At 60.6% G+C, this 19,800-nt stretch carries 22 protein-coding genes; 13 read left to right on the top strand and 9 right to left on the bottom strand.

The genetic code is table 11. The features are described 5' to 3' along the window. Positions 1–2 precede the first annotated feature (2 nt). The 6 genes from lnt to miaB form a co-directional block, all read right to left on the bottom strand. Positions 3–1,508, bottom strand: a complete 1,506-nt coding sequence (gene lnt, locus ACR0NY_RS09735) for an apolipoprotein N-acyltransferase (RefSeq protein ID WP_170367897.1) — start codon at positions 1,506–1,508, stop codon at positions 3–5. Further along, positions 1,505–2,389 (bottom strand): hemolysin family protein, encoded by an 885-nt coding sequence (locus tag ACR0NY_RS09740; RefSeq protein WP_093964592.1) that lies wholly within the window; start codon positions 2,387–2,389, stop codon positions 1,505–1,507. The genes lnt and ACR0NY_RS09740 overlap by 4 nt, the downstream gene beginning before the upstream one ends. 36 nt (positions 2,390–2,425) lie before the next feature. Beyond that, positions 2,426–2,920: an rRNA maturation RNase YbeY gene (gene ybeY, locus ACR0NY_RS09745; protein ID WP_170339884.1), complete on the bottom strand. Its 495-nt coding sequence runs from the start codon at positions 2,918–2,920 to the stop codon at positions 2,426–2,428. 40 nt (positions 2,921–2,960) lie between these two features. Continuing rightward, positions 2,961–3,983, bottom strand: coding sequence for a PhoH family protein (locus ACR0NY_RS09750; protein ID WP_093964591.1), 1,023 nt, complete (start codon positions 3,981–3,983; stop codon positions 2,961–2,963). A gap of 164 nt (positions 3,984–4,147) precedes the next feature. Then, positions 4,148–4,912 (bottom strand): outer membrane beta-barrel protein, encoded by a 765-nt coding sequence (locus ACR0NY_RS09755; protein ID WP_170340437.1) that lies wholly within the window; start codon positions 4,910–4,912, stop codon positions 4,148–4,150. Positions 4,913–5,095: 183 nt separating this feature from the next. Next, entirely contained in the window at positions 5,096–6,415 is a 1,320-nt protein-coding gene (gene miaB / locus ACR0NY_RS09760; RefSeq protein ID WP_170367895.1) for a tRNA (N6-isopentenyl adenosine(37)-C2)-methylthiotransferase MiaB, read from the bottom strand. A 122-nt stretch (positions 6,416–6,537) separates the two neighbouring features. Between miaB and ACR0NY_RS09765 the strand changes: the two genes are divergently transcribed. Beyond that, on the top strand, positions 6,538–7,401 hold the full coding sequence (locus ACR0NY_RS09765) for a hypothetical protein (RefSeq protein WP_170367893.1): 864 nt from the start codon (positions 6,538–6,540) through the stop codon (positions 7,399–7,401). A gap of 15 nt (positions 7,402–7,416) precedes the next feature. Here ACR0NY_RS09765 and ACR0NY_RS09770 read toward each other — a convergent pair whose 3' ends face one another. After that, a complete protein-coding gene (locus ACR0NY_RS09770; RefSeq protein ID WP_170367891.1) occupies positions 7,417–8,214 on the bottom strand; it encodes a phytanoyl-CoA dioxygenase family protein in 798 nt (265 codons plus the stop codon). Between the two features lie 86 nt (positions 8,215–8,300). Here ACR0NY_RS09770 and ACR0NY_RS09775 point away from each other — a divergent pair, with 86 nt between their 5' ends. Further along, positions 8,301–9,197, top strand: a complete 897-nt coding sequence (locus tag ACR0NY_RS09775; RefSeq protein WP_170367889.1) for a LysR family transcriptional regulator — start codon at positions 8,301–8,303, stop codon at positions 9,195–9,197. On the opposite strand, the gene irrA is transcribed toward ACR0NY_RS09775, so the two are convergent. Further along, positions 9,198–9,617 (bottom strand): iron response transcriptional regulator IrrA, encoded by a 420-nt coding sequence (irrA, locus tag ACR0NY_RS09780; RefSeq protein WP_170364932.1) that lies wholly within the window; start codon positions 9,615–9,617, stop codon positions 9,198–9,200. Positions 9,618–9,805: 188 nt separating this feature from the next. On the opposite strand from irrA, the gene fabA reads away from it, so the two are divergent. Genes fabA through ACR0NY_RS09800 form a run of 4 tightly spaced genes read left to right on the top strand, consistent with a single transcriptional unit; the run spans position 9,806 to position 12,631 of the window. Next, positions 9,806–10,315 (top strand): bifunctional 3-hydroxydecanoyl-ACP dehydratase/trans-2-decenoyl-ACP isomerase, encoded by a 510-nt coding sequence (gene fabA / locus ACR0NY_RS09785; RefSeq protein WP_093964585.1) that lies wholly within the window; start codon positions 9,806–9,808, stop codon positions 10,313–10,315. 48 nt (positions 10,316–10,363) lie between these two features. Beyond that, positions 10,364–11,593, top strand: a complete 1,230-nt coding sequence (gene fabB, locus ACR0NY_RS09790; RefSeq protein WP_170357074.1) for a beta-ketoacyl-ACP synthase I — start codon at positions 10,364–10,366, stop codon at positions 11,591–11,593. 5 nt (positions 11,594–11,598) lie between these two features. Beyond that, a complete protein-coding gene (locus ACR0NY_RS09795; RefSeq protein ID WP_093965010.1) occupies positions 11,599–12,390 on the top strand; it encodes an enoyl-ACP reductase FabI in 792 nt (263 codons plus the stop codon). Positions 12,391–12,448: 58 nt separating this feature from the next. Then, positions 12,449–12,631 carry a hypothetical protein gene (locus tag ACR0NY_RS09800; RefSeq protein ID WP_170357073.1) on the top strand — a complete coding sequence of 61 codons (183 nt, stop codon included), beginning with the start codon at positions 12,449–12,451 and terminating at the stop codon, positions 12,629–12,631. Between the two features lie 11 nt (positions 12,632–12,642). Here the strand turns inward: ACR0NY_RS09800 and ACR0NY_RS09805 are convergent, their stop codons facing one another. Next, positions 12,643–13,071 carry an FKBP-type peptidyl-prolyl cis-trans isomerase gene (locus ACR0NY_RS09805; RefSeq protein WP_170367886.1) on the bottom strand — a complete coding sequence of 143 codons (429 nt, stop codon included), beginning with the start codon at positions 13,069–13,071 and terminating at the stop codon, positions 12,643–12,645. A 127-nt stretch (positions 13,072–13,198) separates the two neighbouring features. Between ACR0NY_RS09805 and ACR0NY_RS09810 the strand changes: the two genes are divergently transcribed. From ACR0NY_RS09810 to ACR0NY_RS09840, 7 genes are all read left to right on the top strand, one after another. Beyond that, positions 13,199–13,885, top strand: coding sequence for a haloacid dehalogenase type II (locus tag ACR0NY_RS09810; RefSeq protein WP_170367884.1), 687 nt, complete (start codon positions 13,199–13,201; stop codon positions 13,883–13,885). Continuing rightward, the gene (locus ACR0NY_RS09815) at positions 13,885–14,712 is read left to right on the top strand and encodes an alpha/beta fold hydrolase (protein ID WP_170367882.1); all 828 of its coding nucleotides are present in this window, start codon (positions 13,885–13,887) and stop codon (positions 14,710–14,712) included. The genes ACR0NY_RS09810 and ACR0NY_RS09815 overlap by 1 nt, the downstream gene beginning before the upstream one ends. After that, a complete protein-coding gene (locus tag ACR0NY_RS09820; protein ID WP_170367880.1) occupies positions 14,709–15,683 on the top strand; it encodes a threonine ammonia-lyase in 975 nt (324 codons plus the stop codon). The genes ACR0NY_RS09815 and ACR0NY_RS09820 overlap by 4 nt, the downstream gene beginning before the upstream one ends. 73 nt (positions 15,684–15,756) lie before the next feature. Beyond that, positions 15,757–16,545 carry a 3-oxoadipate enol-lactonase gene (gene pcaD / locus ACR0NY_RS09825; protein WP_170367878.1) on the top strand — a complete coding sequence of 263 codons (789 nt, stop codon included), beginning with the start codon at positions 15,757–15,759 and terminating at the stop codon, positions 16,543–16,545. 11 nt (positions 16,546–16,556) lie between these two features. After that, positions 16,557–17,270, top strand: a complete 714-nt coding sequence (locus ACR0NY_RS09830) for an alpha/beta fold hydrolase (RefSeq protein WP_170339849.1) — start codon at positions 16,557–16,559, stop codon at positions 17,268–17,270. A 124-nt stretch (positions 17,271–17,394) separates the two neighbouring features. Next, on the top strand, positions 17,395–18,594 hold the full coding sequence (locus ACR0NY_RS09835) for a TCR/Tet family MFS transporter (RefSeq protein ID WP_170339847.1): 1,200 nt from the start codon (positions 17,395–17,397) through the stop codon (positions 18,592–18,594). An 80-nt stretch (positions 18,595–18,674) separates the two neighbouring features. Further along, a complete protein-coding gene (locus ACR0NY_RS09840) occupies positions 18,675–19,769 on the top strand; it encodes a Zn-dependent alcohol dehydrogenase (RefSeq protein ID WP_170367876.1) in 1,095 nt (364 codons plus the stop codon). Positions 19,770–19,800 lie beyond the last annotated feature (31 nt).

Below are 19,800 nucleotides of genomic sequence, written 5' to 3' on the forward strand. Positions count from 1 at the left end.
AATTATGCCCTGCCAAACCGAACGTTGCGCCGAAACAGCAGCAGAAGCATCAACAATAGCCCAAGCGTCAGCCCGTCGCCGGTTCGCGCATACAGTGTTGGCGGCAATGGCGCCGGAAGATGAGCATCCACGAAACCCGCCTGTCCCAAAGGCAGGGACGCGACTACGTTGCCATAAGGATCGACCATCGCCGAAACACCGGTATTTGCCGACCGCGCCAGCGGCAGACCTTGTTCGATGGCCCGCATCCTTGCCTGCGCCAGATGCTGGAATGGTCCTGTACGTGTCCCGAACCAGGCATCATTGGTTATCTGCAGAAGGAAATCCGGACGCTGCGGTGCGGCCGAGACATCCTGCGGAAAGATCGCCTCGTAGCAGATCAGCGGCAGCGCCAGACCCAGCTTGCCGGCGTTCAGCATCGCCGCTCCGGGACCGGCGCTGAAGCCACTTCCGGTGGTCGCGGCCATACCGTGTATTCCGAACTTGCCCATCAGATCGCCAAAGGGGACATACTCGCCAAAGGGCACCAAATGATGCTTGTCGTACAGGCCGGTCTGGCGCCCCTGCTCGTCGAGGTAGATCATCGAGTTGTAGATGCGCGGCCCGTCTCCGCGTTGGATACCGAGGATGACGGGCGTTCCCCGAGCGGCCTCGGCAATCGCTTCCAGATAGGGACCCGCACTGCCCAGCCAAGCCGGAACCGACGTCTCGGGCCATACGATCAAGTCCGGACGCGGATCGGCGGCAGTGAATTCAATCTGTCGAGCAAAAAACAGCGGGGCAAAAGACGGGTCCCATTTCTGCTCTTGCGGCGCGTTGGGTTGGACCAGACGAACGATGTGACCGGTCTCTGCAACCTCTGGGCGGTTGCTGACTTGAACCAGCGCCAAACCGGCAAAGATGACAACTGCCACGACGGGCCAAAGTAACGCCGAACCATTGCGAGGATCGGCGACAGCAGCGCCCAAGGGCAGGGCCAGCAAAAAGGTCGCGGCCCCCAGCCCATAAGGACCAACCCAAGCAAGGAGTTGCCCGGCCGGGGCGTCCACCCAAATCTGCGCCATTCCCGCCCATGGAAATCCGGTCAGAACATAGCCGCGCGCCATTTCAACCAGCGACAGGATCAGGGCCAGAACGATGGCCTGCCGCGGCCCCACCTCTCGGGTTCCGCGCGCGAACCAGAAAGCAAACGCCCAGAACAGGGCCAAGCCAGCAGCCATGAACACCAGCGCAAAAGGGGCCATCCAAGCATAACGCTCAGCGTCGATCTGAAAGGGCTCGATGATCCAGCTCAGGGCATTGGCGAAGTAACCGGTTGCGAAAGCCCAGCCCACCCACGCCGCGCGAGCGCGCGTGGAACTGGCCAGAAACAACGGCGCGACGGATGCAAGCGCAATGCAGGTGATTGTCCAATAGCCAAACGGCGACAAGCCAAAGGCCGCCAGCGCTCCGAACATCGCGGCCAGTACCACGTGCAGCCAATGCGGCCACCGCAAGGCAGGATTCATGCAGCCATATCCGGCAGCATCACCCGCAGGCGCTTGATGCGCCGCGGATCCGCGTCGATAATCTCAAATTCGGGGCCTTCGGGGTGCAAAACCACCTCACCGCGAGCTGGAACCCGCCCCGACAGCATGAAGACCAGCCCGCCCAAGGTCTCGATCTCTTCCTCGTCCACGTCCTCGTGACTGGTCAGCGACCGGCCGATTTCGGCCTCGAATTCTTCAAGTGGGGCCTTGGCCTGAACGATATAGCACCCGGGCTTTTCTTGCACCCACAGCTGATTTTCGTCGGCGTCATGCTCATCGGCGATTTCTCCGACGACCTGTTCGATCAGATCTTCGATCGTGACAAGCCCGTCGACGCCGCCATATTCATCGATCACCAACGCCATGTGGCGGCGCTCGGTCTGCATCTTGGTCAGCAAAACACCGATCGGCATTGAGGGTGGGACGAACAGCAGCGGGCGGAGCATCGAGATCAGATCAAATTCCGCCGACCCACCGTTGAACCCATGCGTCAGCGCAAAATCCTTGAGGTGGACAAAGCCCAGCGGCGTGTCCAGCGTACCCTCATAGACCGGTACTCGCGACAGACCGCTATCCCGGAAGACCTGGGCCAGTTCCTCTTTGGTGATGGTCGAAGGCACAGACACGATATCAGCGGAAGGGATTGCCACATCCTCGACCCGCATGCGCCGCAGATTGATCATGCCGCGTGGCTGAGGGGTCACAACCTCATTCCCGTTCACGACGACTTCGGCGTCATCCTCGGCGGAAGAAAAAGCATCAAGAATACGAGAGAAAAGCCCGCTTTTCTCTTTGGTTTCATCGCTGCTCTGCGAGTGCGCGCTCTGCGCCGCTCCAGAACTGCCGTCAATATCGCCCATTTTCCTGTTCCAATAGATCGGGCACCAAGGCCCACATTACCCATTATATGGGTCATCAATACCCATTTTGCCAAGTATCTCGACCTCGGCACGTTCCATCAAAGTGGCGTCAAGGTCACGAATGTGATCATACCCCAGCAAATGCAACACTCCGTGAACCAGCAAATGGGTCACGTGGTCATCCATGGATTTCCCGGCCTCCTGAGCCTCGCGCCAACAAGTGTCATACGAAATCGCGATGTCACCAAGCGCGATGTCACCCGTGAAATCCGGCTGGGGCACAAGCGGTGTGCCGCCGGGCTGATCCGCAGCAAGGTCCTCAGCTGGCCAGCTCAGCACATTCGTCGGCGAAGGCTTTTCACGAAATTCAGCATTCAACTCGGCAATCCGGTTGTCGTCGCAACCCAGCACGCTGACTTCGCACAAATCGGCATCCACACCGCAATGCGCCAGCGTCGCGGCCACGGCCTTGCGCGCCAATGGCTCAAGACCCTGCCAACGCGGGTCTTCGATCGTGATCTCCAAGTTCATCTCGTGACGCTCCGAGGCCGATTTGCCCAGGTCCGACGGTTCAACCCGTTTCCCGGCCCGAGTCGGCCTCATACGCCTCGATGATCGCTGCGACAAGCGGATGGCGCACCACGTCCTTGGATGTGAAGTAGTTGAAGCTGATATTCGGGATCGTCTTCAGCAACCGCTCGGCATCCGCAAGCCCTGAAGCCACGCCACGCGGCAGATCCACCTGCGACCGGTCGCCGGTGATCACCATCCGGCTACCCTCGCCCAAGCGCGTCAGGAACATCTTCATCTGCATCGTCGTGGCGTTCTGGGCCTCGTCCAATACAACGAAGGCATTGGCCAGAGTCCGCCCGCGCATGAACGCCAGCGGGGCGATTTCGATCCGCTTTTCCTCAATCAGCTTGGCCAGTTGCTTGCCAGGCAGAAAGTCATTCAACGCGTCGTATAGCGGCTGCATATACGGATCGACCTTGTCCTTCATGTCACCGGGCAGGTAACCCAGCTTTTCGCCGGCTTCAACGGCTGGGCGGCTGAGGATGATTCGATCCACATGCCCGCCGATGAACATCGACACACCCACAGCCACGGCAAGGTAGGTCTTGCCCGTTCCCGCCGGGCCGATGCCAAAGGCGAGTTCGTTGTTGAACAGCGACTGCACATAAGCCTTTTGCGCGTCAGTACGGGGTTCAACCAGCTTTTTTCGGGTCTTGATTTCGACAGTTCCGCCCTTGAACATTTCAAGCTGGTCGCCATCACGCGAGCCGGTTCCGGCTTCGGAATTGCCCATCCGCAATTCGCGATCAACGTCGGCAGCTTCGACGTCGCGCCCGCCTTCCAGACGGGTGTAAAGGGCCTGCAAAACCTCGATCGCCTGCTTCTGAAGCTCGTCTTCGCCCATGACGACAAGTTGGTTGCCGCGGCGCACGATCTGAACGGAAAGTTTCCGCTCGATCTCGGCCAGGTTGCGGTCGTATTCGCCGCAAAGATCAATCAACAATCGGTTGTCAGGGAATTCAACAAACGCCTCGTTCGCGGGCATTTCATCTTGCGGTGGGGTAAGGGCACCGATGGCCAATCCGTTCTCCTGTCTTGGCGTTGTCACCCCAAGCGTAGACAACAAGAGTCGGTCGGCGCAAGCCACAGAATCAAAAATCTGAGCAACTGATCGCAAATCGGTCAGGCGGAAGGGAATTCATGGCCTGGCGTGGTGAAATCTCAGGCCGGAATCCGCCGGCGGGATCAGAACTTGTAGTTCAACCCGACGCGAATCCCCTGGTAGCTGGGCGTGGACTTGGTCGAGAAGCCCGAGCCAAAATCGACGACCTTCGACTGGAACTGCACATATTCGAATTCGCCGGTGACGGACCAATTGTCGTTCAACTGATGCTCGGCCCCGATGCTGGCCACGAATCCGTTGCGTCGGTCATCGCTTGCGAAAGACTGAGTGGTGCCGCCGCTGGACAGGCTGTTGGTCGTTTCGATTTCACCCTGAACGAACCCGACGGTAACGAAATACAGAACCGAACCGCTGGGGTTGGTCAGTCCGTTCTTGAACCGCAGCGACAGCACATCCGATATCTCGGAACCTCCCTGAACGGTCGTGGTGCCTATCTGTGTCGTGACACTGTCATCCAGCGAAGCGAAATCGTACCCGATCTCAAACCCGTAGACGTAATCGCGCCCACCACGCGCAGGCAGCACACCGCGCCAACCGCCCCGTATCCCGCCGTAGGCACCACTCAGGTCAAGTTTGCCGATGGGAAAGGTGCCCGCATTGGTAGCCAGCCCGAACTGGTCTGTTCCGCCTGATCCATACCCGGCGCTGAACCCCAGATAGAAGGCGCTGACGTCTTTGGAGTAACGCTCCGGCCCCAACACGACCGGATCGGAAACGGCGCCGTCCAAATCCCCCGCATGAGTGGGAATACCTGCGCTTGCGGCCAGCAATAGGCCGGCCAGAACACGGCCCACCCCTGTTTGTCGAATACCTGCCTGACGTGTCACTCGTACCCTCCATTGCGGTGCCCGGGCGACCCGAAGCCCCGCCGATGTAAAGCCCGAAGGCCACCTGAAACACGGCCCCGAGAATTCTGGCTATTCTCCGACCATAGTTCCAAGCGATAAATCAAGGGTAAATTTTGGAAACAAACGCCACGAGTGCTGCTTGAGCGGTGAAACGCGGCCTTGTCACAGCACCTCGCCGGCCAGTGAATTGGCGCCCGAGGCCGTGATCCGGACGTTGCGAAGATCTCCCGCCGAAAGATCGGCTCCGGAAACGTGGACAGCATGCAGATACTCGGACTTGCCCACCATCTGTCCGGCCAGACGCCCGGGTTTCTCAAACAGAACCTGGACTGTCCGACCAACCATCGCATCCTGGATCTCGCGCTGGTGCCGCGTGATCAGGGCCTGCAAGCGTTGCAGACGGTCGTCCGCCTCCTGCGGATCGACCTGCGGACGCTCGGCCGCAGGCGTGCCCGGCCGGGTCGAATACTTGAACGAATACGCATAGCCATAGCGGACCTGCTCGACCAGATCCAACGTGGCCTGGAAATCCTCTTCGGTTTCTTCGGGGAAGCCCACGATGAAATCGCCCGACATCAGGATATCGGGGCGCGCTTCGCGGATCCGCTCGATCAGACGCAGATAGCTTTCGGCCGTGTGGCTGCGGTTCATCCGCTTGAGGATCTTGTCCGACCCCGACTGCACCGGCAGGTGCAGATAGGGCATCAGTTTTTCGCAGGTGCCGTGCGCCTCGATCAGGTCGTCGGTCATGTCGTTGGGATGCGAGGTGGTGAACCGGATGCGCTCCAGCCCGTCGATCTTGTTCAATTCCCAGATCAGCCCGGACAAAGTCATGTCGCCATCGGGACCGGCCCCGTGATAGGCGTTGACGTTCTGGCCCAGTAGCGTGATCTCACGCACGCCGCGCTCGACCAGGTCCTGCGCCTCGCGCAGGATGCGGTCGGCGGGGCGGCTGACCTCGGCCCCGCGAGTATAGGGCACGACGCAGAAGGCACAGAACTTGTCACAACCTTCCTGCACGGTCAGAAACGCCGTCGGGCCGCGTTTGGCCTTGGGACGGTTCTTGAGTTTCTCGAACTTGTCCTCTTCGGGGAAATCGGTATCCAACGCCTTTTCGCCCGCACGCGCCTTGGCCTCCAACTCGGGCAGGCGGTGGTAGCTTTGCGGGCCGACGACCAGATCGACCAGCGGCTGCCGACGCATGATCTCTTCGCCCTCGGCCTGCGCCACACAACCGGCCACGCCGATCTTCAGATCGGGCTTTTCGGCCTTCAACCCCTTGAACCGGCCCAGTTCGGAATACACCTTCTCGGCCGCCTTTTCGCGGATGTGGCAGGTGTTCAGCAGGATCATGTCCGCATCTTCGGGCGACTGCGTTTCCACATAGCCCTGCCCGCCCAACGCCTCGGACATGCGTTCGCTGTCATAGACGTTCATCTGACAGCCATAGGTCTTGATATACAGCTTTTTCGGTTCGGACATGGGCTGGGCCTTTTGCGTTCGCTGGATCGGCGTCGTCTATACGCATCGAACGCCGCTTGCAATGCTGGCGCAATTACCCGAATTTGACGGGTATTTCCAGCAAGGCAGGCTACAAGCGGGCAATGAAATACGAATCCCTCGACCACTTTCTGAAATCGGGCCGGGCAGCGTTGACCAAGGGGCCGGTCGCATTGGTTTTTGCCGAAGACGATGTCGAGCTTGATGGGACCCTGCGCCATCACTTGGACTTGGGGTTCAAATCCGTGATCGTATTTGCACCGGCCCAGTTTTCGATCCTGCCTGAAATCTTGGACCGGGTGCACCGGGTCACGATGCGCTGTTCGCCCAGAAATTTGGTGTTCGACACCATAAATCGCGTCATTCAGGCGGAGCCAAACATCTGGCTGTACTACTGCTACAACTCGGAATACCTGTTCTTTCCGTTTTGCGAAACGCGCACGGTCGGAGAGATGCTGGCCTTTCACGCCGAGGAGCGGCGCGACGCGATGCTCTGCCACGTGATCGACATCTACGCCGACGACCTGTCGGCCTATCCCAACGGCGTGGCCCCGGATCATGCGATGCTGGACAGCACTGGATACTACGCTCATTCCCGGCACGACCGGTCGGGACAACCGCTGGAGCGTCAGCTGGACATGTCCGGTGGCCTGCGTTGGCGGTTCGAGGATCACATCCCGTACGAACGGCGCCGGATCGATCGGATCGCGCTGTTCAAAAGCTGCAAGGGCCTGACCCTCCAACCCGATCACACCTTTAGTGAGCCCGAGTACAACACCTATGCCTGCCCCTGGCATCACAACCTGACGGCCGCCATCTGTTCGTTCCGTGCCGCCAAAGCTCTGAAAAGCAACGCGGGATCGACCTTTGATATTCCCAGTTTCCGCTGCCCCTCCTCGGTTCCTTTCCAATGGAATTCGCACCAGTTGCTGGACCTTGGCCTGATGGAACCTGGCCAGTGGTTCTGAGCGGGCCGGAACGGCTCAGCGATTGAGCAGAATCGGGAACCAGTCCTCGCGCAGTCGTTGCCCAGCCCGCATTTCATGCCCCGGAAACGGCGGCGACGTCCGGCCCGGACGCTCGACATACCGGGCGTCATCCCCGACCAGCCGCAGCGAGAAGGCGCGGCGCCGGCTGTCCGACTGGTTTCCTCGGGCACCGTGCAGGGTTCGGAAGTTGAAGGCGACCGCATCGCCGGGTTCCATGTCGAACTCAACGATCCGCATCCCTTCGGCCTCGGGGTCTGGCACCGCGATGTACTGGCCCTCGTCAGGAAAGAAATCCTCTTCCGAAACCCAGCGCGTCGGCAACACTTCCTTTTCCCACAGGTGCGACCCGGCCACGCACCGCAGAGTTGCCTGCGTCACCGGGTCGAGCGGCGACCAGAAGCTTATCGTCTGACGCCCTTCCACAAAGTAATAGGGCCCATCCTGATGCCACGGCGTGGCCATCGAGGTGCCGGGCTCCTTTACCAGAACGTGCTCGTGGAACATCTGGACCGAACGGGACTCCATCAGGTCGGCAGCGACCTCGGCAACCGGCGAGGCTTGAATGACCTGCCGAAACTCGGGGATGCGAGACCAGTTGCAGTAGTCGTCAAAGAAACGGCCGGTTTCGCCTTCTTTCTTGTTTTCCGACGCATATGGCCCGGGATCAGCCATGTTGCGTGCCACCCCTTCCCGCAAGGCATCAACGTGATCGGCGAACAGGCCCTTGACCAGAACAACCCCGTCATTGCGATAGGTTTCGATCATCTCCGGGGAAACAAGAGGGTGTGGCATGTTGGTCTCCGTCATTTGCTGAGACCGATTTGCACATGTCCGGCACCCCTGTTCAAATCATATCTTTCAAAATAAGCATTAACTCCATGTTATATATCACCTTGCGCCAATACGAATATGTTTGCGCCATTGGGCGACACGGAAGCCTGTCCGCCGCGGCACAGCACCTGAACGTTTCGCAACCTGCGCTTTCAAACGCGCTGACCCGGGTCGAAGAACACCTGGGCCATCCGCTGTTCTCGCGCCGACGCGGCGCGGCAATGTCGCTGACGCCTCAGGGGCGCAAGTTCATCGACAAGGCCGAAGCCTTGCTGACGAGCGCTGCCCGGATCGAAGAGGCGAAAGCCCCGGTTGCCGGAACAAGCCGTTTGAAGTTGGGCTGCTTTGTGGATCTTGCGCCGTTCCTGCTGGCGCGGGCAATGCAGACGATCAGGGACACTCTTCCCGATATCGTTCTGACCCACGGTGTTGACACTTTCGAAGGCTTGATCAGCGGATTGACCGACGGCCGTTTCGATCTGGCGCTCACCTATGATCTGGGCCTCGATGCCGGTTTCTCACGCCACAAGCTGCTGGACAGTACGCCAAACGCGCTGGTCAGTCCCGCGCACCCTCTGGCCGGGCAAGGCAGCGTTTTACTTGCCGAGCTTGAGCAATACCCGCTCATCCTGTCCAAAGAAGGTCTGTCAGCACAGCATGTCCTGGGTCTGTTCCGACGTCATGGACTGCACCCCAGCGTGTCCTACCGCGCGGAATCGCTCGAGATCCAACGCAGTCTTGCGGCCCATGGTGAAGGGGTGGGCATCAGCTATGCCAGCCCGCAAAACGGCCTCAGCTATGATCGGATGCCGCTGCTGAGCCTGCCGATCACCGACCCCGATGCAACCGAGGCCGTGATTCTGGCTCGTCACGGCATCGGCCCTGCGGACACGACAGTCGCCGCTGCTGAACAGGCTCTGGTTAGGTCGCTTGGGAAACTGTGATCAGCGCTTTTTGCGCAGCCGGATGACAACGTCCACCGACGCGATCTCGACCCCGGCTGGCGCTTCGGGCAGACGCTGGATAACCAGTTGGTCGGACGGCGCATCGCTCAGGCGGCCCTCGTCCTCCCAGAAGAAATGCGGGTGGTCATGGGTGTTGGTGTCGAAATAGCTTTTTGAGCCGTCCACGGTGATTTCCTGCAGAACGCCGGCATCGCAGAAGGCGCGCAGGGTATTGTAGACCGTTGCAAGGGAAACAGCATCGCCCTTGTTCTTGGCCGACTCGAACAGGCTTTCGGCGGTGACATGTCGGTGGCGGCCATCGCCCACCAGCAATTCGGCCAAGGCAACACGCTGGCGCGTCGGGCGCAGCCCGGCGTCAACCAACCAGTTCGTAGCGATGTCCCGGCTTTGAGCTGTCATGAAACCATTACCCAATTTCCCCTGCCCCAATATATAAGTGCCGACCACCACCAATTTCAAATGAAATTCATTCGCAACCAGCGGCTCCGGCGGGCCGGATGTGTTCGGGTGGTCTTGCAGGACCTTGCAAACGGGTGATAGACGAGGCCAGATTGAATAAACAGACCCCTGGCAGGAGACGCGGCAGAATGGCCCAATTCCCAAGCAGCTTTGACAAGGACGACCTGCTGAAATGCGCCCGCGGCGAACTCTTCGGCCCCGGAAATGCTCAGCTTCCGGCTCCCCCGATGCTGATGATGGACCGCATCACCGACATTTCAGGCGACGGCGGCGCGCACGGCAAGGGGCATGTCGTGGCGGAATTCGACATCACACCGGACCTTTGGTTCTTCGATTGCCACTTTCCAGGAAACCCGATCATGCCGGGTTGTCTGGGTCTTGACGGACTGTGGCAGCTGACTGGTTTCAACCTCGGCTGGCGTGGCTGGCAGGGTCGCGGCTATGCGCTGGGTGTGGGCGAAGTGAAACTGACAGGCATGGTGCGCCCCGACCGCAAGATGCTGACCTATTACGTGGACTTCACCAAGGCAGTCCAGACCCGCCGCCTGACCATGGGTGTGGCGGATGGCCGGGTCGAAGCGGATGGCGAAGTCATCTATCAGGTCAAGGACATGAAGGTTGCATTGTCGGAAAGCTGACCCCAGCTGACTGACAGTCAACAGGGAATGGAACACAGGAGAACGCAAATGCGTCGCGTCGTCGTCACCGGTTTGGGGGTTGTCTCTTCCATCGGGAACAATGCCCAAGAGGTTCTGGCCTCGCTCAAGGCGGGTAAGTCCGGCATCGAGGCCAGCGAGCAGATGGTCGAGCACGGCTTCCGCAGCCAGGTTGCAGGGACGCTCAAGATCGATGTGTCGGAACAGGTCGACAAGCGCACTTTGCGGTTCATGGGGCCAGGCGCCGCGTATGCCCATATCGCGATGAGCCAGGCAATCGCTGACGCGGGGCTGAGCGAAGATCAGGTCGTCAATCCGCGTACGGGTCTTGTTGCCGGGTCCGGTGGCCCTTCCACCAGCGCCATGCTGACGGCGCACCAGACCGTTCTGAAAACCGGCGCAACCAAGCGCATCGGACCGTTTGCCGTTCCGAAATGCATGTGCTCGACGATCTCGGCCAACCTTGCGACCGCGTTCAAGATCAAGGGCATCAACTACTCGATCACTTCGGCCTGCTCGACGTCGCTGCATTGCATCGGAAACGCGGCCGAGCAGATCATGCTGGGCAAACAGGACGTGATGTTCGCCGGTGGCGGCGAAGAACTGGACTGGACCCTGTCCTGCCTGTTCGATGCGATGGGCGCGATGTCCTCGAAATACAACGACACGCCCGAAAAAGCCTCGCGCGCGTTTGATCAGAACCGCGACGGGTTCGTGATCTCGGGCGGCGGCGGCATCGTCGTTCTGGAAGAGCTGGAACATGCTCTGGCCCGGGGCGCGAAGATCTATGCCGAGGTGACGGGATATGCCGCAACCTCGGACGGGCACGACATGGTCGCGCCCTCGGGAGAAGGTGGAGAGCGCGCGATGCGCCTCGCCTTGTCCACCCTGCCGGAAGGCCGCAAGGTCGGCTACATCAACGCCCACGGGACCTCGACACCGGTCGGAGATGTGGGCGAAGTCGAAGCCGTCCGCCGGATTTTCGGCGAGGGCAATGTGCCGCCGATCTCCTCGACCAAGTCGATGACCGGCCACGCTCAGGGTGCTGCCGGCGCGCTCGAGGCGATTTTCTGCCTCTTGATGCTGCAGCATGATTTCATTGCGCCGTCGATCAATGTCGACACGCTGGCCGAAGGCATCCAGCCCGGCGAAATCGCAACTGAGGTTGTTGAAAACGCAGGTTTGGACAGTGTCATGACCAATAGCTTCGGCTTTGGTGGCACCAACGGTTCCATGATTCTGTCCAAGTATAACGGGTGATTATGATGTCGGATTCTATGAAGGGTAAGCGCGGGCTGATCATGGGCGTCGCCAATGATCGGTCGATCGCCTGGGGCATTGCCAAGGCCATGCACGAGGCAGGCGCTGAACTGGCATTCACATACCAGGGCGAGGCTTTCGGAAAACGGCTGGAACCGCTTGCACAGAGCCTGGGCAGCGACTTCATGGTCGATGCGGACGTGACCGATGACGCATCGCTGGACCGTGCCTTCGACGAGCTGGCCGCCCGTTGGCCAACGATTGATTTCCTCGTCCACGCCATCGCCTACTCGGACAAGACCGAGCTGACCGGGCGGTTTCTGAACACCACGCGGGCGAATTTCAAGCACTCGCTGGATGTCTCGGCCTATTCATTCATCGAAGTGGCCCGTCGCGCCTATCCGATGATGAAGGAAAACGGCGGGACGCTGCTCACCCTGACCTATCAGGGTTCGAACAAGGTCGTGCCGAACTACAATGTCATGGGTGTTGCAAAGGCTGCACTGGAATCGGCGACGCGCTATCTTGCAAACGATCTGGGCCCCGACGGAATCCGGGTCAACGCCATCTCGCCCGGACCTATGAAAACCCTGGCCGGCGCGGCAATCGGGGGGGCTCGCAAGACCTACAAGTTCTGCGACCAGAACGCCCCGCTGCGATCGAACGCCACGCTCGAAGCGGTTGGCGGCACGGCCGTTTACCTTGCGTCGGACGCGGGGGCCTGCACCACCGGTGAAATCATTCGCGTAGACGGCGGTTTCCACATCTTGGGAATGCCTCAGCCCGACTTCATGTGACGCGATCTTTCCCTGTCGTTGCCAAGATTTTACCAAACTTCCGCGGCAGGGATATCACATGAGCAAACTAGACCGGATAATCGCGACCAATTCGCGTGCATCTCACTCTCGTCGCAAGACCGGAGTGCTCAGCAGCCGCGCGCGAACGCTGCTGCTGACCCTGACGACATTGTTGGTATTGTGGATCTTCTATACCCAACCGCAGCTTCGTGAGGCGGTTGGGTCATTGTTGGGCGGCTGAACGCGCGCTGATCAGTTGATCGAAACGACCTCGATGTCGAAGATCAGATCCTGGCCCGCCAACGGGTGATTTGCGTCCAGGGTCACGGTTTCTTCGTTGGCGTCCACCACCATCACAGGCAGCGCCTGACCATCGGGGGTCTGCATCTGCAGCTGAGTGCCGGGGTCCAGCGGGATGTCGTCCGGGATGCCTTCCCGCGGGACGTCCTGGCGCATAGCGGGATTGATCGGCCCATAGGCGTCCTGACAATCCACTTCGACCCGCTTCTTCTCGCCGATTTCCATACCCGGCAGAGCGGCGTCCAGACCGGGAATGATCTGGCCGGACCCCACGGCGAACTCAAGCGGATCGCGTCCTTCCGAGCTGTCGAAAACGTTGCCGTCCCGCAAAGTTCCAGTGTAGTGAATGCGAACCGTGTCGCCTTGTTTGATTGCGGTCATGACTGTCTCCGACCTGAGTTTGGAATGAGCGGTCCAACCTAGAGACTGACCCGGCAATGTAAACCCTTTTACGCTTTAACCCGCGCATGGCCTGTGCCAACCTGCCCCGGAAGATGGGGAGAGGCAGATGGCGATCACAACCTGCGTTTTCGATGCGTACGGAACCCTTTTCGACGTGGCCGCAGCCGCACGTCAGGCGGCCGCCGAACCGGGCCAGGATGCGCTGCGTGACAAGTGGCCTGAACTGGCCAACCACTGGCGGTTGAAGCAGCTGCAATACACGTGGCTGCGTGCTGTGGCGGACGCACATGCCGATTTCTGGGACGTAACGCAGGATGGCCTGGACTGGGCGCTCGAGGCGACAGGCTTGCAGAGGGACCCAGCGCTGCGGCAGAGACTGCTGGACCTGTATTGGGAACTGCAGGCCTATCCCGAGGTTCCCGCCATGCTGAAGGCGCTCAAGGATGGCGGGATGCAGACCGCGATCCTGTCCAACGGATCGCCGCCCATGCTGGAAGGCGCGGTCAGATCTGCGGGTATCGCCGGCGTATTGGACGACATTCTGTCAGTCGAAAGCGTCGGCGTCTTCAAACCGCATGCACGGGTCTATGATCTTGTGTGCGACCGTTTCGGGTGCGAACGATCGAACGTTCTGTTCGTCAGCTCGAATGGTTGGGACGCCGCCGGAGCCAGCGGGTACGGGTTCGTTACAGCCTGGGTCAACCGCGCCGGCGAACCAATGGACCGATTGCCGTGGACCCCGGCGCATGTCCTGTCCGACCTGACCTCGATTCCGGAACTGGCGGGCGTTTGATGCCGCAATTCACGACGTCTGACGGTCTGCGCCTGACCTACGAAGAAACAGGCAGCGGCAAGCCACTGCTGTGCCTTGCCGGCCTGACCAGAAACAGCCGGGATTTTTCCTTCTTCGCGCCGCACGCCAACGGACTGCGTGTCATTGCGATGGACTATCGGGGGCGCGGCGACTCGGATTTTGATCCGGATTATCGCAACTATTCCGTTCCGCGCGAGGCACAGGACGTGATCGAGTTGCTGGATCACCTCAAGCTAGATCGGGTCAGCATCCTTGGCACCTCGCGTGGCGGGTTGATTGCCATGACCCTCGCCGCAATTCGCCCCGAACGTCTGAGTGCCGTCATTCTGAATGATGTGGGCCCCGAAATCGAACCGTCGGCCATCGGCCGCATTATGGATTATGTCGGCAAGGCTCCTGCCGCAACAACGCTGGAACAGGCCGCTTTTGCGCTGAAACAGGCAATGGACCCGCAGTTTCCGGGCGTATCGATTGAAACCTGGAGAAAGCAGGCCGCATTCCAATACGAAGAAACCGGCACCGGCCTTCGGTTGCGCTATGACCCCGCATTGAGAACCGCGTTGAAAGAACAGATTGCAGCGGGCCCGCCCGCTGATTTGTGGCCATTGTTCGAAGCCCTGAACCCGCTTCCCACCGGAGTGATCCGTGGAGCGAACTCGGACTTGCTGAGCGCCGAGACCCTTACAGAGATGCACCGGCGTCACGCGGGGCTGATTTCGGCTGAAGTGCCCGACCGGGGCCATGTTCCATTTCTGGACGAACCGCAGTCCATTACCGTCATTCGCAAAGTACTGGATTTGATATGAGCACAATTGACCTGATCGAAGCCGCTGCCGTGCGCCTGCAAGGGCACGCGCGCGAAACCCCGATCCTCACATCGCCGTTTCTGGACGACCTTGCCGGGCGGAGCGTTCTGGTCAAGCCCGAGTGTCTTCAACACACTGGAAGCTTCAAGTTTCGCGGCGCGTGGTCTGCGATTTCCGCCCTGGATTCCGAGGCTCGCAAACGCGGGGTGATCGCGTATTCATCAGGCAACCATGCGCAGGGCGTGGCGCATGCCGCTACGCTTCATGGTGTTCAGTCCGTCATCATCATGCCATCCGACGCACCGGCTCTGAAAATCAAAAACACTCGCGCGTTGGGCGCCGAGGTCATCCTATATGATCGCGCCAATGAAAGCCGCGAAGAGATCGGCGAGGCGTTGTCCCGGGAGCGCGGTCTTACGTTGATCCGCCCGTATGACGAACCGCAGGTGATCGCCGGTCAGGGCACCGTCGGCCTCGAGGTGGCGCGGCAGGCGCGCGATCTCGGTGTGACCGACGCCGATGTTCTGGTATGCTGTGGTGGCGGTGGACTGACCTCAGGCGTGGCACTTGCCCTGGAAAAACATGCGCCGGGTCTCAGGGCGCGCCCCTGCGAACCCGAAGGATTCGACGATGTCAAAAGATCCCTGGCCTCGGGGTCCGTTCAGACCAACAACGCAGCCGCAGGCAATATCTGCGACGCGATCCTGACACCGCGGCCCGGTGATATTACCTTTCCGATCCTCCGTCGCCTCTGCGGACCGGGATTGGCGGTATCGGAAGACGAGGCTCTCCGCGCCATGGCCTTTGCGTTCCTGCGCCTCAAGGTCGTTCTGGAACCGGGCGGGGCAGTCTCGTTGGCGTCGGCGTTGTTCCGCAAGGACGATATCCAGGGCGACGCCGTTATCGTCGTGGCATCGGGCGGGAATGTCGATCCACAGGTCTTTGCCCGCGCGTTGGAATTCCTTACCTGACAACGGGTTAGGACAGATGCAATAAATCGCGGCGTAAACTGTCGGAATGATACCAGCAAAAAAGGCTGACCAGATGCACATCGCTGATTTCGGAGATGTTCAGATTCACTATCGCTTGGACGGTGACCCGGATGGCCCACATTTGGTCTTTGCCAATTCGTTGGGCACCGACATGCGCTTGTGGGACCCCGTGCTACCTCTGCTTCCCAAAGGTCTGCGCATCATCCGTTATGACAAGCGCGGGCACGGCCTGTCCTCGCAACCGGATGGCCCCTATTCGATGGGAAGTCTGGTGCGCGATGCCGAGCGGCTTCTGGACTTTCTCGAGGTACGGGATTGCATCTTCGTCGGCCTGTCGATTGGCGGAATGATCGCGCAGGGGCTGGCCGTCAAGCGGATGGATCAGATCCGGGCGATGGTCCTGTCCAACACGGCCGCCAAAATGGGGACGCCCTCTATGTGGGCCGATCGGATGGCAGCCGTTCGTACAGGTGGGATCGAGGCGCTGGCCGAAGCAACCATGGAGCGCTGGTTTTCGAAAGCATTTCGGGAAACCCCCGATGTTGAGCTATGGCGCAATATGATGGTACGCCAACCGGTCCAGGGGTATCTGGGCTGCTGCTCCGCCATCTCGGGCACGGATTTCTATACGCCAACCAGCGGGCTCAGACTGCCGACGTTGGGAATTGCGGGCTCGGAAGATGGCTCGACCCCTCCCGATCTGGTGCGCGAAACCATCGACCTGATCCCCGGCTCCCGGTTCGAGCTGATCCGCAAGGCCGGGCACCTGCCCTGCGTCGAGCGGCCCGAGGTCTACGCAGAGTTGCTGAACGCTTTTCTGCGAGAAACCGGACATATTTGAAGGAGGTCACGGTGGCGGAATTTCTTCTTGTTCACGGGTCTTGCCACGGCGCATGGTGCTGGCGCGATCTGATACCGGTACTTGAGAATCTGGGGCATTCGGTCCGTGCGATCGATCTGCCTAGCCATGGTTCTGACCCGACCCCAGTGTCCGAGGTCACGCTCGAGATGTGCCGAGATGCGGTTTTGAATGCCACGACCCCGCAAACGATCCTTGTCGGCCATTCCTGGGGCGGCTACCCGATCAGTGCGGCCGCTGAATTCGCCCCAGACCGGATGCGGGCCCTGATCTATGTCTGCGCCTACGTGCCGGTCTCCGGGCTGTCGATGATCGAAATGCGCCGGCGTGCACCAAGACAGCTGATTGGCGATGCGGTCGAGAAATCGGCAGACGGACTGTCCTACAGCGTGTTGCCGGACCGGGTGCAATCCCTCTTCTACCACGACTGTCCGGCCGACGTTGTCACCTATGCCCTAGCCCGCCTGTGCCCGCAGGCGATCCGCCCGCAGGACACGCCGTTGGATCTGAGCGAGCGTTTTGACGGAATTCCCAAGGCCTATATCCGCACCATGGATGACCGGACGATTCCAACTGAATACCAGGAAGAGATGAGCCATTGCGCGCCGCCCGAATTGCGCCTGACGATCGACAGCTCCCATTCTCCATTCTTCTCGCATCCCGCGGATCTGGCCCGTCAATTGGACGCAATCGCCACCCGCGTCTGAGATCCGGCCGGGTCAAGGCTGACGTACCGTCGGTCGAGAATTTCGCCTCGATCACAAATGACCGGGTTACAACACGACAGGCGGGCGACTAAGGTCCTGCAAAATAAGTCATTCGTTCGGTTTCATGCGTCTTCCTTTTCTTTTCGTACTGGGCACTGTCATGATCGATGCCATGGGCATCGGACTGGTCATGCCGATCATGCCCCAGCTGATCGTCGAGGTTCAGGGCGGCTCTCTGGCATCGGCAGCCATTTGGGGAGGGATCCTCAGCACGGCCTTTGCCGCGATGCAATTCCTGTTCGGTCCGGTGCTGGGCAACCTGTCGGATGCTTACGGACGCCGCGCGGTCTTGCTGGCTTCTCTGTTTGTCATGAGCTTGGACTACGTGGTCATGGCCATGGCCGGCAGCATCTGGCTGCTGCTGATCGGCCGCATCGTGGGTGGCATCACCGCGGCGACCCACTCTACCGCAGCGGCCTTTATGGCGGACGTTTCGAAACCTCATGAAAAAGCCGCCAATTTCGGTCTCATCGGAGCGGCTTTTGGTGTAGGTTTTGTCCTCGGCCCTTTGATGGGAGGATTGCTGAGCGAATACGGAACCCGCGCCCCGTTCTGGGCGGCCGCCGGATTGTCATTTGCAAATTTCCTGCTGGGCCTCGCGGTCATGCCTGAGACGGTCACGGACAAAAACCGCCGCGGATTCCGCTGGCACCGCGCGCGTCCTGACAGCGCATTGCGTGCCATCGCCGCCCTGCCCGGCATCCGACCGTTGCTGTGGGTATACTTTTTGTACTCGGTATCGATCTACGTCTATCCCGCCATCTGGTCATACTTCACGACCGAGCGTTTCGGTTGGTCGCCGCAGATGATCGGGTTGTCACTTGCGGTCTACGGATTGGGAATGGCTGCGGTTCAGGGCGGCTTGATCCGCCCCGCCACCCGCCACTTGGGAGAGCGGACCACGATCGTTTGGGGCATGATCTTCGAGATCGTCAGCTTTCTGGCTCTGGGTTTTCTCACAAACGGCACGATTGCCTTGATGCTGATTCCGATCACCGCACTGGGCGCCGTCGTGACGCCAGCCCTTCAGGCACAGATGTCACGCGCAACGCCGGATTCGCAGCAGGGAGAGCTTCAGGGGGTTCTGGCCGCTCTCCACGCGCTGTCGATGGTGATCTCCCCGTTGGTTATGACCACCGTTTTCGCCCAATTCGCGCGGGTTGATGCAGCGTTCTACCTTCCAGGGGCCCCGTTCCTGTTGGCATTGCTGCTGATGCTGGCCGGATTCGTCCTGTTTCTGCGCGCACATCGCAGCGAAACGTAACAACGACACGGGAATGACGGTTTCAGCCTTGCGGACCGCAGGTTCCCGCGTCACCGTGGCCCAAACCAAACGAGGGATCCATGCAGACCATCAAAGCCGCCGTATGCCGCGCCTTCAACGAACCGCTTGTCATCGAAGACATCCAGATCGCGCCGCCCGGCATGGGCGAGGTCGAGGTCACGTTGGATGCGGTGGCGATCTGCCATTCCGACATCACCTATGCCAGCGGCGCTTGGGGCGGGTTTCTGCCCGCCGTCTACGGGCACGAGGCTGCCGGTGTGGTCTCGGCCGTCGGAGAAGCCAGCGGAGGGTTCAAGGTTGGCGATGCGGTCGTGGTGACCCTGATCCGCGCTTGCGGATCGTGCCCGTCCTGCGCCAGCGGCAAGCCGGTGATCTGCGAAACGCCCTATGACACCGTCAAGGGTCCGCTGCGCACGGCGGACGGTGGGCCGCTGGAACAGGCGATGGCCTGTGGTGCCTTTGCCGAAAAGGTCGTGGTCAGCCACCGCCAGATCGTCAAGATACCCGACGCGATGCCCAAGGACGTGGCCAGCCTGCTGTCCTGCGGGGTGATCACCGGTGTGGGGGCGGCGGTCAACGCCGCGCAGTTGCGCCCGGGTCAGGATGTCGTGGTCGTCGGCGCCGGCGGTGTGGGCCTGAACGCCATCCAGGGCGCGCGGCTGGCCGGGGCCCGGCGGATCGTGGCCGTCGACATGACCGAGGAAAAGCTGGAAATCGCGAAGGAATTTGGCGCCACGCACGGGGTGCTGGCCACGCTGAAAGAACCGTGGAAAGCAGCCTACAAGGCCCTGGGCGGTCGCGGGGCCGATGCGGTTCTGATCACCGTCGGTGCAATCCCCGCTTATGATCAGGCGCCCCGCTATCTGGGTCGCGGTGGCAAGGCGGTTATGATCGGCATGCCGCATTCCGGTGCGCAATCCAGCTATGAGCCGGTCATTCTGGCGGCCCTCGGTCAGGGCATGGTCGGGTCGAAGATGGGCGACGTGGTGATCCAGCGCGACATTCCGTGGATGATCGATCTGTATGAACAGGGGCGACTGAAGTTGGACGAGCTGATCTCGGGGCGCTGGACGCTGGAACAGATCAACGAGGCCATCGAAGACACCAAGACCGGGTCGGCCAAGCGCAACGTGATCGTATTCGACCGGGGCTGACGGCCCCGGACCACCGGCGGGAGGAGACCGG

The sequence above is a fragment of the Ruegeria sp. BJ5 genome (genome assembly GCF_056537865.1).

What these genes read in the sequence shown, in the direction of transcription:
- ACR0NY_RS09820 (WP_170367880.1), top strand. Translation starts at nt 14,709, where the DNA reads ATGAGCACAATTGACCTGATCGAAGCCGCTGCCGTGCGCCTGCAAGGG.
- ACR0NY_RS09770 (WP_170367891.1), bottom strand. Translation starts at nt 8,214, where the DNA reads ATGCCACACCCTCTTGTTTCCCCGGAGATGATCGAAACCTATCGCAAT.
- irrA (WP_170364932.1), bottom strand. Translation starts at nt 9,617, where the DNA reads ATGACAGCTCAAAGCCGGGACATCGCTACGAACTGGTTGGTTGACGCC.
- ACR0NY_RS09835 (WP_170339847.1), top strand. Translation starts at nt 17,395, where the DNA reads ATGCGTCTTCCTTTTCTTTTCGTACTGGGCACTGTCATGATCGATGCC.
- ACR0NY_RS09840 (WP_170367876.1), top strand. Translation starts at nt 18,675, where the DNA reads ATGCAGACCATCAAAGCCGCCGTATGCCGCGCCTTCAACGAACCGCTT.
- ACR0NY_RS09775 (WP_170367889.1), top strand. Translation starts at nt 8,301, where the DNA reads ATGTTATATATCACCTTGCGCCAATACGAATATGTTTGCGCCATTGGG.
- ACR0NY_RS09740 (WP_093964592.1), bottom strand. Translation starts at nt 2,389, where the DNA reads ATGGGCGATATTGACGGCAGTTCTGGAGCGGCGCAGAGCGCGCACTCG.
- ACR0NY_RS09805 (WP_170367886.1), bottom strand. Translation starts at nt 13,071, where the DNA reads ATGACCGCAATCAAACAAGGCGACACGGTTCGCATTCACTACACTGGA.
- lnt (WP_170367897.1), bottom strand. Translation starts at nt 1,508, where the DNA reads ATGAATCCTGCCTTGCGGTGGCCGCATTGGCTGCACGTGGTACTGGCC.
- ACR0NY_RS09815 (WP_170367882.1), top strand. Translation starts at nt 13,885, where the DNA reads ATGCCGCAATTCACGACGTCTGACGGTCTGCGCCTGACCTACGAAGAA.
- ACR0NY_RS09800 (WP_170357073.1), top strand. Translation starts at nt 12,449, where the DNA reads ATGAGCAAACTAGACCGGATAATCGCGACCAATTCGCGTGCATCTCAC.
- pcaD (WP_170367878.1), top strand. Translation starts at nt 15,757, where the DNA reads ATGCACATCGCTGATTTCGGAGATGTTCAGATTCACTATCGCTTGGAC.
- fabB (WP_170357074.1), top strand. Translation starts at nt 10,364, where the DNA reads ATGCGTCGCGTCGTCGTCACCGGTTTGGGGGTTGTCTCTTCCATCGGG.
- ACR0NY_RS09810 (WP_170367884.1), top strand. Translation starts at nt 13,199, where the DNA reads ATGGCGATCACAACCTGCGTTTTCGATGCGTACGGAACCCTTTTCGAC.
- fabA (WP_093964585.1), top strand. Translation starts at nt 9,806, where the DNA reads ATGGCCCAATTCCCAAGCAGCTTTGACAAGGACGACCTGCTGAAATGC.
- miaB (WP_170367895.1), bottom strand. Translation starts at nt 6,415, where the DNA reads ATGTCCGAACCGAAAAAGCTGTATATCAAGACCTATGGCTGTCAGATG.
- ACR0NY_RS09765 (WP_170367893.1), top strand. Translation starts at nt 6,538, where the DNA reads ATGAAATACGAATCCCTCGACCACTTTCTGAAATCGGGCCGGGCAGCG.
- ybeY (WP_170339884.1), bottom strand. Translation starts at nt 2,920, where the DNA reads ATGAACTTGGAGATCACGATCGAAGACCCGCGTTGGCAGGGTCTTGAG.
- ACR0NY_RS09795 (WP_093965010.1), top strand. Translation starts at nt 11,599, where the DNA reads ATGTCGGATTCTATGAAGGGTAAGCGCGGGCTGATCATGGGCGTCGCC.